The organism is Cognatishimia sp. F0-27 (assembly GCF_020667845.1).
In the GTDB taxonomy this organism is placed as follows: domain Bacteria; phylum Pseudomonadota; class Alphaproteobacteria; order Rhodobacterales; family Rhodobacteraceae; genus JAFMPQ01.
Map to the genome: position 1 here is coordinate 87,897 of NZ_JAFMPQ010000004.1, position 13,992 is coordinate 101,888.

At 64.2% G+C, this 13,992-nt stretch carries 13 protein-coding genes; 10 read left to right on the forward strand and 3 right to left on the reverse strand.

All coding sequences use genetic code 11. The annotated features are described in order from the left end of the window. Positions 1-10 precede the first annotated feature (10 nt). From J1C49_RS03815 to J1C49_RS03835, 5 genes are all read left to right on the forward strand, one after another. The gene (locus J1C49_RS03815; RefSeq protein WP_227444477.1) at positions 11-295 is read left to right on the forward strand and encodes a hypothetical protein; all 285 of its coding nucleotides are present in this window, start codon (positions 11-13) and stop codon (positions 293-295) included. A gap of 164 nt (positions 296-459) precedes the next feature. Next, positions 460-2,439, forward strand: a complete 1,980-nt coding sequence (gene dnaG / locus J1C49_RS03820; protein WP_227444478.1) for a DNA primase — start codon at positions 460-462, stop codon at positions 2,437-2,439. A gap of 153 nt (positions 2,440-2,592) precedes the next feature. Further along, positions 2,593-4,584 carry an RNA polymerase sigma factor RpoD gene (gene rpoD, locus J1C49_RS03825; protein ID WP_227444479.1) on the forward strand — a complete coding sequence of 664 codons (1,992 nt, stop codon included), beginning with the start codon at positions 2,593-2,595 and terminating at the stop codon, positions 4,582-4,584. A gap of 123 nt (positions 4,585-4,707) precedes the next feature. Further along, positions 4,708-4,995 (forward strand): HlyU family transcriptional regulator, encoded by a 288-nt coding sequence (locus J1C49_RS03830; protein ID WP_227444480.1) that lies wholly within the window; start codon positions 4,708-4,710, stop codon positions 4,993-4,995. A gap of 232 nt (positions 4,996-5,227) precedes the next feature. Further along, positions 5,228-5,386, forward strand: coding sequence for a hypothetical protein (locus tag J1C49_RS03835; protein ID WP_227444481.1), 159 nt, complete (start codon positions 5,228-5,230; stop codon positions 5,384-5,386). Here J1C49_RS03835 and J1C49_RS03840 read toward each other — a convergent pair. Further along, positions 5,380-5,589 (reverse strand): hypothetical protein, encoded by a 210-nt coding sequence (locus tag J1C49_RS03840; protein ID WP_227444482.1) that lies wholly within the window; start codon positions 5,587-5,589, stop codon positions 5,380-5,382. The genes J1C49_RS03835 and J1C49_RS03840 overlap by 7 nt on opposite strands. Positions 5,590-5,632: 43 nt before the next feature. Here J1C49_RS03840 and J1C49_RS03845 point away from each other — a divergent pair, with 43 nt between their 5' ends. The 5 genes from J1C49_RS03845 (at position 5,633) to ribD (ending at position 10,312) form a co-directional block, all read left to right on the forward strand. After that, entirely contained in the window at positions 5,633-6,049 is a 417-nt protein-coding gene (locus J1C49_RS03845) for a secondary thiamine-phosphate synthase enzyme YjbQ (protein WP_227444483.1), read from the forward strand. Between the two features lie 178 nt (positions 6,050-6,227). Continuing rightward, positions 6,228-6,935 carry a DUF1353 domain-containing protein gene (locus J1C49_RS03850; RefSeq protein WP_227444484.1) on the forward strand — a complete coding sequence of 236 codons (708 nt, stop codon included), beginning with the start codon at positions 6,228-6,230 and terminating at the stop codon, positions 6,933-6,935. Further along, positions 6,925-8,478 carry an amidohydrolase gene (locus tag J1C49_RS03855; RefSeq protein ID WP_227444485.1) on the forward strand — a complete coding sequence of 518 codons (1,554 nt, stop codon included), beginning with the start codon at positions 6,925-6,927 and terminating at the stop codon, positions 8,476-8,478. The genes J1C49_RS03850 and J1C49_RS03855 overlap by 11 nt, the downstream gene beginning before the upstream one ends. Before the next feature lie 242 nt (positions 8,479-8,720). Beyond that, on the forward strand, positions 8,721-9,197 hold the full coding sequence (gene nrdR, locus J1C49_RS03860) for a transcriptional regulator NrdR (RefSeq protein ID WP_227444486.1): 477 nt from the start codon (positions 8,721-8,723) through the stop codon (positions 9,195-9,197). After that, positions 9,197-10,312 carry a bifunctional diaminohydroxyphosphoribosylaminopyrimidine deaminase/5-amino-6-(5-phosphoribosylamino)uracil reductase RibD gene (gene ribD, locus J1C49_RS03865; RefSeq protein WP_370639371.1) on the forward strand — a complete coding sequence of 372 codons (1,116 nt, stop codon included), beginning with the start codon at positions 9,197-9,199 and terminating at the stop codon, positions 10,310-10,312. The genes nrdR and ribD overlap by 1 nt, the downstream gene beginning before the upstream one ends. Positions 10,313-10,446: 134 nt before the next feature. Here ribD and J1C49_RS03870 read toward each other — a convergent pair whose 3' ends face one another. Together J1C49_RS03870 and J1C49_RS03875 are read right to left on the reverse strand one after the other, a co-directional pair. Next, on the reverse strand, positions 10,447-12,519 hold the full coding sequence (locus J1C49_RS03870) for a capsular polysaccharide biosynthesis protein (protein WP_227444488.1): 2,073 nt from the start codon (positions 12,517-12,519) through the stop codon (positions 10,447-10,449). A 7-nt stretch (positions 12,520-12,526) separates the two neighbouring features. Next, positions 12,527-13,690 carry a polysaccharide biosynthesis/export family protein gene (locus J1C49_RS03875; RefSeq protein ID WP_227444489.1) on the reverse strand — a complete coding sequence of 388 codons (1,164 nt, stop codon included), beginning with the start codon at positions 13,688-13,690 and terminating at the stop codon, positions 12,527-12,529. Positions 13,691-13,992 lie beyond the last annotated feature (302 nt).

Genomic DNA, 13,992 nt, shown 5'->3' on the forward strand with positions numbered 1-13,992 from the left:
TTGATCTGTCATGCGCGCACTTGTCTTTGCTATTTTCTTTGCAGCCCCCGCGGGCATCGCTTTTGCCGATGAAGCCAAGGAACAGGCCTGTGATAAACAGGTAGCTCTGGTGATGCAGGCGGTGAACGCGCGCGCCGAGGGGCAATCCATGCGCAAGACCCGCACCATGCTGCGCAAAGAGCTGGACCGCACCGCCGGCGACGCGCTTGCGGAATGGATCTACGCGCTGCCAGAGGCGCAGCTGACCGATGCGGTGGGCGATGCGTGGAAAACCCAGTGCATGGCCGCGCTCTGATCACGGGACCACGCGCCGCTAGGATGCGCCGGGATCGCGCCGGGCGCACCCCGGCGCCGTAAGCACCGGCACGGGGCATCATCGCGGCCGCTTCTTGTGTCGGGATCAAAATGATCGCCCCCCACCTCTTGGATTCGGGCAAGGGACAGGCGATATTGTCAGCCATGGCGCTGCCTCCCGGATTCCTCGATGAACTGCGAACCCGAACGTCCCTGACCCAGGTGGTCGGGCGCAAGGTGATGTGGGATCAGCGCAAATCCAACCAGGGCAAAGGCGACATGTGGGCGCCATGCCCGTTTCATCACGAGAAAACCGCGTCTTTTCATGTCGATGACCGCAAGGGCTTTTATCATTGCTTCGGCTGTCAGGCGTCTGGAGACGCGATCAAGTTCATCCGCGAGACCGAGAATGTCGGCTTTATGGAAGCGGTCGAGATCCTCGCCACGGAAGCAGGCATGGAGATGCCCGCCGCCGATCCACGCGCCAAGGAAAAAACCGACCGGCTGAGCGTTCTGGCAGGGGTGATGGAAAAGGCGCTCGGGTTTTACCGAATGTCGCTCAAGCAGCAAGGCGGGGCCGCGGCGCGCGCCTATCTCTCCAAGCGCGGTCTGTCAGCCGAAGCAGTGGATCGATGGGAGCTGGGTTTTGCGCCGGATGCGTGGGAAGCCTTGCGCGAGCATCTGACAGCGTCGGGCGTGCCCGTGGAGGACATGCTTGAATGCGGTCTGCTCAAGGCGTCGAACAAGGGGCGTGCGCCCTATGACGTGTTCCGCAATCGCATTCTTTTTCCGATCCGGGACGGGCAGGGGCGCTTGGTTGGCTTCGGCGGTCGGGCGATGGACCCGGACGACAACGCCAAGTATCTCAACTCGCCCGAGACGCCGCTCTTTGACAAGTCGCGGATGCTCTACAACCTCAAGCCTGCGCGTGCCGCCGCCGGACGTCAGGGGCCCTTGATCGTTGCGGAGGGTTACATGGACGTCATCGCGCTCAGCGAGGCCGGGTTCCCGGCGGCGGTGGCGCCGCTTGGCACGGCGGTGACAGAACAGCAATTACAGCTCATGTGGCGCGTCTCGCCGGAACCGGTGGTGATGCTCGACGGCGACAGCGCCGGGCTGCGCGCGGCCTATCGCGTGATTGGCCGGGCGCTGCCGCTTCTGGAGGCGGGAAAGTCGCTGCGGTTTGCGATCCTGCCCGATGGCAAGGATCCGGATGACCTGTTGCGCGACGAAGGGCCCGACGCCTTGCAGGCGGTGCTTGATGCGGCGATCCCGATGGTAAAGCTCTTGTGGCGCGAAGAAACCGAGGGCCGTGTTTTCGACAGCCCCGAGCGCCGGGCCGCGCTCGACAAGACCCTGCGCGAGCGGTTGAAATCCATCAAGGATCCGTCTCTGCGTCATCACTACGGCGAGGCGCTCAAGGAGCTGCGCCATGCCTTGTTCCGTCCCGCGTCAGCGGCTGGCAGACCGTCCGGCGGCGGCGCGTTCACACCCCGCCGCTGGGGAGAGAAGGGCTGGCGTATGGCCCCGGTCGCGCCCACGCCGGGGGCCAAGACATCCGTGCTTGTCACACAAGAGGCGCCGGAGGCGGCGCTCCGCGAGGCGGTCGTGCTCGCGGCGATCCTGTCTGCGCCCGATATCGCGATGGATTTCGAAGCGGACCTCGAAGCGCTGGACTGCTCCGCACCCGGTCACGCGGCGCTGCGCGATGCGATCCTTGATGCCATCGGCGCGGAAGAAGCCATGCACAGCTGTGTCGCCGAAAGAATCGGAGCCTCCGCCCTTGAAAGTTTCCTGTCCCAGCGCCACCTGCTGGTGATCCCGTGTCTTCGGCGCCGCGGCGATGCGGAGCTTGCCCGCAGCACGGTGACCGAAGCCCTGGCGAAACTGGCCTCTGACCGGGGTTGGCAGGCCGAACTCGAAGAGGCAGAGGAAGACCTTGCAGACGCCGCGCCCGAGACCAGCGAGGCGCTGACCTGGCGCCTTGGACAGGCCGCTCAGGCGCGCAACCGGGCCGGGCGTCGCGAAGGCGAGGATGATACGGATTACGAGATCGGGCCCAACGGAGCCCCTATCGACAAGTCAGAGCGCAGCGCATTTGATTCGCTGCTGGAACAGATCCGCTTCGAAAAAGGGCGGAAATAACGGTGCATTCAGGCCGCGTGGCTTGAAAAACAAGGAAGTCTAACCGGTCATTGAGTCGCGAATCACTGGCAAACGTGATTGATTCGTCTAAATCGAATCATGGATCGCGTTTGATCGTGGTCGAACCGCTTGAGCCCGTCAGGAGAGCCCCGCATGGCAGCCAAGGACAACACCGACGAAAAGCCGCAACATGGCGACGAGGAAATGAGCCTCGACATGAGCCAGACCGCGGTCAAGAAGATGATCGCTGAGGCGCGAGAACGCGGCTACATCACATACGATCAGCTCAACGCCGTGTTGCCCCCCGATCAGGTCAGTTCGGACCAGATCGAAGATGTGATGTCGATGCTTTCCGAGATGGGTATCCAGGTCACCGAGGACGACGAGGAAGCCGAGGACGAGGAACAGAAGGGCTCGACCGATCTTGTCGAGACCAAGAAGGGCGGCGAGGTCACGCTCGGCTCCGGCACCACTGAAAAGCTCGACCGCACCGATGATCCCGTCCGCATGTATCTGCGCGAAATGGGCTCGGTCGAACTTCTGAGCCGCGAGGGCGAGATCGCCATTGCCAAGCGCATCGAGGCCGGCCGCAACACGATGATTGCCGGGCTCTGCGAAAGCCCGCTGACCTTTCAGGCGATCACCATCTGGCGTGAGGAACTGCTCAGCGAGGACATCCTGCTGCGCGATGTGATCGACCTTGAAACCACCTTCTCCGGGCAGCTGGGCGAAGATGGCGAGGTCGAAGAGCCGGTTGTGCCGGGCGCCGAGGCCGCGGCGGTGAAGCCGGAGGCGAGATCCGATGAGCAGGAGCTCGATGCCGACGGCAATCCCATCGCCAAGGATGACGATGACGATGATGACGAGCAGGCCAACATGTCGCTCGCCGCGATGGAGGCTGCGCTCAAGCCGCGCGTGCTCGAAACGCTCGACACGATTGCGCGGGACTACGAAGAACTGGCCGAAATGCAGGACAGCCGGATTTCTGCAACGCTCAACGAGGACGGGTCGTTCTCCTCGGCAGACGAAGGCCGGTACCAGACGCTGCGCGGCGAGATTGTCGAGCTGGTGAACGAGCTGCACCTGCACAACAACCGGATCGAGGCGCTGATCGACCAGCTTTACGGCATCAACAAGCGCATCATGTCGATCGACAGCGCCATGGTGAAACTCGCCGATCAGGCGCGGATCAACCGTCGCGAATTCGTCGAGGAATACCGCAACCACGAGCTCGATCCGAACTGGATGGAGCGGATGGCCGAGAAGCCCGGTCGCGGCTGGCAGATGTTCATCGAGCGGTCGTCTGACAAGGTCGAAGAGTTGCGCGCGGACATGGCGCAGGTCGGCCAGTATGTGGGCCTCGACATTTCGGAATTCCGCCGCATCGTCAACCAGGTCCAGAAGGGCGAAAAAGAAGCCCGTCAGGCCAAGAAGGAAATGGTCGAGGCAAACCTGCGCCTCGTGATTTCCATCGCCAAGAAATACACCAACCGCGGCCTGCAATTCCTTGATCTCATTCAGGAAGGCAATATCGGCCTCATGAAGGCGGTCGACAAGTTCGAATACCGCCGCGGCTACAAGTTCTCGACCTATGCGACGTGGTGGATCCGTCAGGCGATCACCCGCTCGATTGCCGACCAGGCGCGCACGATCCGGATCCCGGTGCACATGATCGAGACGATCAACAAGCTCGTGCGCACAGGCCGTCAGATGCTGCACGAGATCGGCCGCGAGCCGACCCCGGAAGAACTGGCCGAAAAGCTGCAGATGCCGCTCGAGAAGGTGCGCAAGGTGATGAAAATCGCCAAGGAGCCGATCTCGCTCGAAACGCCGATCGGCGACGAGGAAGACAGCCAGCTTGGCGATTTCATCGAGGACAAAAACGCGATCCTGCCGCTCGACAGCGCCATTCAGGAAAACCTGAAGGAAACGACGACGCGCGTTCTGTCGTCGCTCACGCCGCGCGAAGAGCGCGTGCTGCGCATGCGGTTCGGCATCGGGATGAACACCGATCACACGCTCGAAGAGGTCGGTCAGCAGTTCAGCGTGACCCGCGAACGCATCCGTCAGATCGAGGCGAAGGCGCTGCGCAAGCTCAAGCACCCGTCACGCTCGCGCAAGCTGCGCAGCTTCCTCGATCAATAACCCCGTCATGATCGGGCGCGCCGGGTTCTCGGCGCGCCGTTTTCAGGCGCGGCCTCGGGGATGCCTAGGGCATTCTTGTTGCGCCCACGGCGTGATCGTCACAATCAAGAAGAAAGGCGTGGAATGTCCTGGCTTTCAAAGATTTTCGGCGGCGGGTCCGGCGACAGCGCTTCTGCTCAACCGGAGGCGCAAGCCACGGAATACAAGGGTTTCCGGATCATACCTGCGCCGATGAAGGCGGATGGCGGCTATCGCATTGCCGCCCGGATCGAACAGGATGCGGATGGCGGGCCAAAGGTGCATCAGCTGGTCCGCGCCGATGTGATTAACGATTACGACATGGCGGTCGAGGCCTCGCTCGGCAAGGCGCGTCAGATGATCGACGAACAGGGCGCGGGCATCTTTTCCTGACGTCCCTCGAGCCGGCGCAAGGCCGCGTGCCGGGCCGGGTTCGTCCGGGCCTGCATGGCAGGACAGGGCTGGCACGGCCCCGGATCACGGTCTTTCACGCCGGATCACACAAATCGACACACGCTCTCACGGCTGCGCGCCTGGCCCTTACAAATGGGCCATGGCGCCCGATCTTGAAGACTACGACAGTGGCTCACCCGAGCCGCTCCCCTCTTCAAGAAAGGAGCCTGCAATGACCCGTTTCCTCGCGATGGCCCTGGCACTCTCCCTCATCGTGGCCACGCCCGTGGCTGCATGGGATTTGTCCGTGGCTTTCGAACCATTGAACGATGACACGATCCCGTCGCCCTATGATCCCGTCGAGCCAACCATGTTCGTGCTGCATCACTGATCCGTCAGGGGCAACGCTGCGCCGTCCGGTTCCAGAATGCGCGCGGCGCAGCGCGGACAGCCCAGCGGCGTGGAGACGCTTTGACACAGGCTTCGTGTCTGCGCCGCGCGCGTCTTGATCAGGCCGGTCCCGGCGATCATGATCGCGACCAACGTGGCGGTCATCGACGACTGACTGGCAATCCCGCCGGTTCCCCTGTCCATGGGGCCGGCTTTCCGACGCGCTGATTGAATCGAAAGGGCCGGCATGCAGACACGCTTTGAGGTCGAGACACGTGGGGTCGGGTTTTATGACATGACCGACACGATCCGGGCATGGGTTGCTGCGGAAAACCCTGACATCGGACTTCTGACCCTGTTCATTCAGCACACGTCTGCCAGCCTGCTCATTCAGGAGAACGCCGATGCCGATGTCCAAACGGATCTGCTGGCCTATCTCGATCGGCTCGTTCCGCCCTCCAGCCATCCATCGATGGCTTACCTGCGGCATACCTACGAAGGCCCGGATGACATGCCCGCGCATATCAAGGCGGCGTTCCTTCCGACGAGCCTGAGCATCCCGGTTTCGGACGGGCGTCTGGCGCTGGGCACATGGCAAGGGATTTTCCTTGTGGAACACCGGACCAATCCGCATCGGCGCCATGTGCGGGCGCATCTTGCGTAAGCCGTTGATCCCTGCCTTTGTTGGGCCTGGCCATTCGGTGTGGGCAGGCTCAGGAGAATGAGGGAATCCCGGACTTGGCCTCTTACGGGGGCTTGGCTACTGTCGTCATGCGGGCCTCAAGGGCTGCGCATCATGGTGCCACACAGGGGAGACCGTTTTCGTGCGTCGCAGATGGATCATGGCTGCTGGGTTGGTTGCCATTGGCGCGCTTGCCTATGCGGTGCCGGAACTGATCGCCATGCGGTCGACAAACAGCGCAGAGACCTGTCTCACGCTTGAGGATCCCGGTCCCCGGTGCAAGTTCAGCGGAACGCCCCTCGAAATGGCGGGCACGCCGGTCTTTGTTGAAAAGTTCAAGCATGCCTTCATGCCCACGACAAAGCCGCTCAGCTTTATTGATGCGCGGGGGATGGACTGGACCGCGCCGCCCAAGACGCTGACCGATGGCGCGTCGATCCCGTCAGTGTTCGAACCCCTGGTCGGGGACCGTCAAAGCCGCGAATACCTCCTCGCTGCGGCCTTGCACGATGCCTATACCGGCGTGGGAAACGAACAGCTTGAAACCTACCAGACGCGGCGCTGGCAAGACGTGCATGCCATGTTTTACGACGCGCTGCTTGTGGCGGGCACGCCGCCGACGCGGGCCAAACTGCTCTATGCGGCGGTCTATCTGGGCGGGCCGCGCTGGAACGATCCCGACCGGATGCTTGACGCCGTGAGCGAGGCCGCCCTCTTGCAGGAAATGCGCTGGTGTCTCGATTGGATCCGCGCAGAGGACCCACCCCGCTCGGAGATCGACGCCTGGATGGAGACGCGCGAGGAAGCGCTGCGCACCGGCACCAATACCCGACCGGATTACTTCAAGGGCCTGCCAAGTGGGCTCTGATCCGGTTGCCACGGCAGAGGCGCTGATCCGGGCGCGGGCCAGTGCGTTTTCGGAGTGGTGTGCGACGATCTTTGAGCATGCCGAACCCGCTTGGCGCGAATACCGCTCCGCGGCGTGGTATGTGGCGCGGTTGCGCGAGGAAGGCTTCACCGTCGAAGAAGGCAGCGGCGGGATGCCCACGGCCTTTTGTGCCCGCTGGCAAAGCCCGGCAGGGGACGGGCCTGTGATCGGGTTTTATGCGGAATACGACGCCGTTCCCGGCAATTGCCAGGCAGCGCGGCCGGAGCGGGCGCCACGCGACGGGCTCGGTTTTGGTGCGGCAGGGCACACGGATCCACATTCGGCGCTGGGCATCGGCGCACTGGCAGGTGCCCTGGCGACGAAGGCCGCCATGACCGAGCACCGCATACCGGGCGGCATCCAGATCACCGGAGAGCCAGCCGAAAAACTGCGCGGGTCCAAGCCCCTGCACGCGGCCAAAGGCTATTACGATGGTCTGACGGCGATGTTGTCCTTTCATCCGTTCTACATGCTGCCGCTGTGCAACACGGTGCGGTGGGATACCCAATGCGGCGCAGCCTATGCGTTTGTCTACCGGTTCCGCTGTGACACGCCGCAGGTCTGGGGCGCGATCGATGGCGCGCCAATCCCGCAAAGCCATTCGGATATCCGGGCTCCCGGCGCCAATGACGCGCTGCTGCTGATGCTGCAATCCGGGCGCACGTTGCGGGACAGCTTCCTGCCGCATCGCGGGGGCTGGTCCGTGTCGGAGGCAATCCTCTCGGCGGGGCAGGCGACGGCGGACAACCTGCCGGCACAGGCGACAGATCTTCAATATATGCTGCGTATGCCGGATCTTGCGATGGCCGAGGCGTTCTCCAAGCGGCTCGATACGCTCGCGGAACACGCGGCGGCGATGAGCGGCTGCACCGTGCAGAAGGTCTGGGTGTCGAAATCGCGTCCGGGCATCACCAATCATGTCATGGCGGAGGTCGTCTGGCGCGCCTTTCAGGCCGTCGGGCCACCGGACTGGACGGAGGCGGCACGGGATCAGGCGCGCGCGGTGCAGGCGGCCTGCGGTCTGCCGGTCGATACCGGGGACCCGTTGATTGCGGAATGCGTCAGCCTGATTGACCCAAGGGAGGCGGAAGCCGTCTTGCGGCAGGATCTGCCGCCCGCGCAGATCAACAGCACGTCGGATGACTATACCGACATGACCTGGCATTGCCCGACCGCCCGCTTCTATGTGGCGCGTCCGGCATTGCGGGGCGGCCCATACCCGCCTTGGGCGATGAATGCGCTCGGTGGCATCCCGGCGCTTATTGACCCGACCGTGACAACGGCGGCGCGGGTTCTGGCCCGCAGTGCGCTGGAGCTCCTCTGCGATCCAGAGCGGCGCGCGGCGGCTTGGCGCGAATTCGAGACGCGCCGCGCGGAGGCGGGCGCCTTGCCGCCGCTGGCCGATTACGACCCGCCCATCGCGCTGCCGTGGCCCGAATACGTGGAGACGGTGCGCGGACGCCATTGGCACATTCCGTATTGAGCGCGGCCGACGGCGCGCATGGTGCCTTGCCGCGCCTGCCTTGCGGATCTCAAGCCATCAACGGAGCGGTCCGCTTCGTGGCAAGGGGGAAACGCGCCAAGAAATTCCCATCCCGTATCTTGTTGTTCCATTTCGCCTCTACCCAAAGTGTGGCGGCTCACCTATAGTGGCTGTGGATAAGTGCGGAGCAACCGCGCGATCAGGCATGTGACAGAGCAGATCAGACATGAGGGGGACGGCCCATGCGCTGCCCGTTTTGCGGAAATATCGATACGCAGGTTAAGGATTCCCGGCCGGCGGAGGACCATGTGTCCATCAGGCGGCGGCGGTTTTGTCCGGCTTGCGGCGGGCGGTTCACCACCTATGAGCGCGTGCAGCTGCGCGATCTTGTGGTGATCAAGTCGAATGGCCGGCGCGAGGATTTCGATCGCGACAAGCTGGAACGGTCCATTCGCATGGCGATGCAAAAGCGCCCGATCGAGCCGGAGCGCATCGACCAGATGATTTCCGGCATCGTGCGGCGGCTCGAAAGCATGGGTGAAACGGACATCAATTCCAAGCAGATCGGCGAGATCGTGATGGAAACACTGGCCCGGATCGACACCGTTGCCTACGTGCGTTTTGCCAGCGTCTACAAGAACTTCCAGGCGGCTGACGATTTCGACAAATTCGTGAGCGAACTGCGCCCGGATGCGCCGAAACCCGCTCCAGAGAAGTGATCTCTCAGGGAGGTCTTGAGGCGGATCGGCGTGCCATGGTGCATGCGCTGGCGCTGGGGCGACGGGGGATGGGGCAGACATGGCCCAACCCGGCCGTTGGCTGCGTGCTGGTGCGCGAGGGTCGTATCGTCGGACGCGGCTGGACCCAGCCGGGCGGGCGTCCTCACGCGGAAACCCAGGCACTGGCCATGGCAGGCGACGCCGCGCGGGGGGCGACGGCCTATGTCACGCTGGAGCCCTGCGCGCATCACGGCCAGACCCCGCCCTGTGTTGATGCGCTGATCGATGCCGGTATCGCCCGGGTTGTCGCGCCCCTGGCGGACAGCGATCCGCGGGTGTCCGGGCAGGGTTTTGACCGCTTGCGCGCGGCGGGCATCGCGGTTGAAACCGGGGTTATGGCGGATGTGGCGATGCGCGATCACGCTGGTTTCTTCCTGCGCATCGAACAGGGCCGCCCGTTTGTGACGCTCAAACTTGCGCTCAGCCTTGACGGCCGCATCGCGACCGCGACCGGCGAAAGCCGCTGGATCACGGGACCGGCGGCGCGTCGGGCGGTGCATGCGCTGCGCGCGCGGCATGATGCGGTCATGGTGGGCGGCGGTACGGCTCGGGCCGACAACCCCGCACTGACGGTGCGCGGCTTGGGCGTGGCCCGGCAACCGGTGCGCGTGGTGGCGACCCGCTTTCTGGATGTGCCGCTGATGGGGCAACTTGCGCAGACTGCGCGGGACATTCCGGTGTGGCTTCTGCACGGTCCGGGCGTGCGGGCTGAAACGGCACGCGCGTGGGAGGGCCTTGGCGCCACGCTTTTGCCGGTGGCCAAGGCTGGCGGTCGCATCGACCCGTCCGATATGCTTCAGGCTCTGGGCGCGCAGGGGCTGACGCGGGTATTCTGTGAAGGCGGCGGGCAGCTTGCCGCGTCATTGCTCGCCGCAGACCTTGTGGATGAGCTGCATGTCTTCACGGCCGGGGTTGCCCTTGGCGCGGAGGGGGTGCCGGGTCTTGGCGCTCTGGGAGTTGAAAAGCTGTCGCTTGCGCCGCGGTTGACCCTTGTGGATAGCTCTGTGGAGGGCGGTGATCTGCACCATGTCTGGCGGCGCAGGACCGGCGACTGAGGCTTCGCTCTATCAATGACTTAGGTGCTGTAAGCCGAGTCAAAAAGGCACCTTTGCACGATGTGCATGAGACCGGTCTGTTTTTGCGCGTATAGGCTGTTTGAATGGCGCCGCCCGCAGTGCCTTCGGGTGGCTCACCGGCGCCAGAGATGGGCCTGCGAGGCAAATAATCCCTGAAGCTTGGACAGAATACGATTGAACCGGCCGGGTTGTGGCAGCGTGCCGGTGGCAAGCCGCTCCACGATGACTTCGACCGGGCAGGCGAGCCCCGTGACCGGATCGTGATAGCGCGGGTAGTCGATCAGTGCTGCATGAACCAACGCTTCGAGCGAGGGGCGCGGTCCTGACAGCCGCCGCGCGGGGATCGGCCCGATGTCCCGCGTGAGCCCCCAGCCGGCGTAAAACGGCGCGCCCAAGGTTGTGACCGGCACACCCCGCAGCAATGCCTCGAAGCCGGCCAGCGAAGTCCATGTCCAGAGCTCGGACACCTGTTCAAAAAGCGGTGCAAGGGCGGTGTCCGCAAGGATGACATCCGCTGCGTTCGGTGACCCGAGCGCGCCGGGCCGCAGACCGGCCTCTACATCGGGATGGGGTTTGTAGAGAATGGTCGCACCGGGCCGTTCTGCGCGAACCCTGTCGAGAAGGGCGTCATTGGTCGCACCTGTGGGGGCGCCAAGCCGGATCGAAGCATCGTCCTCCACCTGCCCGGGCACCAAGATGACCGCTCGCGCGCTGTCCTGAGGTTTTGGGAAGCGGGGCTGGGCGGCATTGAGGTTGTACTTGGTCACGCCGCTGGTGCAGAGCGCGCGGATCAGCGCCCGGGCGCGCAGCGCCTGATCCGGGCGCAGGTCTTCGGCGCGCCGGGCAATGAGCTGTTCGAGCCGCGACGGGCGGGTGGGGTCGTAGTAAATCCCGAGGTCATCGCAAACCAGGCTCAACGGCGGCACAAGCGCCGCACCAAGGCCCGCTGACCGCAAGAACCCGTCTTCGACGCGATGCAAGGCCGGTTCGCTTGCCGCGTCGCCGGGCGCCTTGTTTGCCCAAACCATCACGGAGCGCCCGCTGTCAGCGGCAAGGCGCCGCGCGTCGCTGAGCGGATCGGCGAAGCGGACCGGTTTTTCTGTGCCGAACACCGTTTGCAACGGGCGTCGCTTCCACAGACGCATACCGCTCGCAACCCAGCCGCCGCGGTCTTCGCGCCATGCGCGTGTCTGGGCGTCCAGCGTGTCCAGAACGTCTTCGAAACGGGCCAGGCGGTCGCGATACGGGTCGTACCAGGTCGGATAGAGGATCATGGCCGCGGCGAAGAGCTGGCTGCGGGTGAGCGTGCGGCGGCGGCGGGGCAGGGGCTCTTCATCTTCTGTCAGGCCCCAACCCGCATAAAACGGATGGCCGAAGACGCGCGGTCTGTGTCCCGCGATGATGGCCTCGAAGCCGAGCTGGGAACTCAGCGTATAGACTGCGATTGCCCCGTCGAGCACTGATTTCGGGCTGGCCGGGCCGTCATAGATCGACACGAGGCCCTCGGCGTCCTCGGGACGAAAGTGGCCGGGCCTGTGACCGGCGCGGGTTTCGGGATGCGTCTTGATGAGGATGCGCGCATGCGGATTTTCCAACCGCGCGGTGGTCAGCATTTCGAGAAACCGCGCGCGGTCGCCGCGGGACGCGGTCACCGAGGCGTCACCTTGCGTCTGATCGACCACCAGCACATAGCCCGGCTCGGGCGTTTCGGCATCGAGCCGGGTTGCGCTGTATTTCGACAGATGGGTGGCTGCCATGCGCGCCATGCCGCCGCGCGCGCGGTCGAGCAGCGCGCTGTCATCCAGCGGATGTGTGGCAAGGAGCGTCTCGAGATCGCTCGGGCGGGTCGGGTCGAAATGCAGCCCCGTCTCGTCGATGAGCAATCCGAGAGGCTCGGAGCCGTTGCGGCCCGGATGCAACGACCTCAAGAACGGGTCTTCGATGCGGATTACGGGGACGGCGCGGCTTTCGCTGACGGTTTCTCCGCGGGCCGCGGTCGGAGCCGCGCCCCAGACGCCGATGGCGTCCGTGCTGTTGCCGGCAGGCAATCCCAACGTCACATGCCACCCGGCGAGATGCAGGATCCGGCGGATCCGCGTCTGTGTCAGGAAGCCGCCATTATAGACAAAAAGACGCCGGGACGTTTCCGCCCCGGCGCGACCCTGTCCCTCGGGTGTCAATGACATGGGCGCGTCAACCGCCCGTGCTGCTGCCGCCGTCGAGCGCATCTGCGGCACCGGTGATCGTGGTCACCGCGCCCAGAGAGCCGGTCAACGCGGCGATGGTCTTGTCCCATTGCGTGAAAGGCGCTTCGGTGACGTAGAGTGTATCTTCATCCCGCACCACGAAATCCCGGGCGATGAACATGCCGTTCGGACGCGTCAGGTCGAGAACATAGATCAGGCGCTGCGCACCGATCAGGTCATTGCGTCCGAGAACCTGATTGGCGATCTCGGCCGGTTCGTTGCGGAAGATGAACACGCCCGTGGGGTCGGACGCGGTCGCGATCAGGCCGCCGACCTGGGCAATGGCTTCCACCGCCGAAAGCGTCTGGGATTCGAAAGGCACACGGGCCTGCGTTCCGGTCGCGCCAAGCGCGGTAAAGGCGCGCGTGTCCTCTTCGACAAGGATGCGATCCCCGCCGCGCAGGGCAATATCGAACGCCGGGTTCTCGTAGAGATCCTGAAACCAGATCTCGCCGCGATGGGTGCCGCGCAACACGGTGATCTGAGCGATTTCCGGCTCGATGGTCAGGCCACCGGCCCGGGCAAGCATGGCAGAAAGCGTGCGGGTGGGACGTTCGATGGCATACACGCCCTGTCCACCAACCGCGCCGACAAGACTGACGGTCGAGCCGTCTCCCGCCAGCCGTCGCACCTCGACCTGTGGGTCTGGGGTCTGGTCTTCGAGGCGGCGCGTGATGATGCGCCGCACCGCTTCGGGGGAATTGCCCGCGGCCTTGATCCGCCCGGCATAGGGCACGAAGATGAACCCGGAGCCATCGACCTGAACCTCTTCGAGGATCGTGGCGTTTGACGTTTCGCTGGCGAGCAGGCCGTCATCGACGTTTTCCCAGATTGTCAGGCCGAGCGTATCGCCGGGATTGATGATGTCGGATCCAACCACGCCTGCGTTGACAAACCCTTCGGCAAATCCGAGCGCGGGCACAACGGCGGTGGCCCGTGTCACCCGGTCATTCACGGACACTACGAAGGCATCGCCCTGTTGCTGAACCGAACCCGCGTAGATTTCTTTCTTGGTCGGGCCGACTCGCGGCAACCCGCAAGACGCCACGAGCGATGCGGCAAGAACAAGCGCGACGGATCGCGCCCACCTTTTGGATGGGGTGTGTTTCACGGCTCGGTCTCCTCGACCTTTTCGGTCGTCTGCCTCAGAGAGTCTTTTTATTTGGTCGTCATTTTTTTTAGCTCTTTGTCGGGCGGCCTGACGCCCCGAGATGATCCCGCATGACGGAATTCACCTGAGCTTTGACTGTCAAGCTATCGTCGATACGTGCAAAAAGCCAGTTCGTCGCGCTCTCGGCGCGTTTGGCTGGCTTGCAAGTGTTGCGGACAGGCCGCGATTGGGCCGGGCCGCAGGCCGAATTGGCTACATATGGGGGATAGCGGTTTTGACGCCCCTAGAGACTGCCGGGGTGA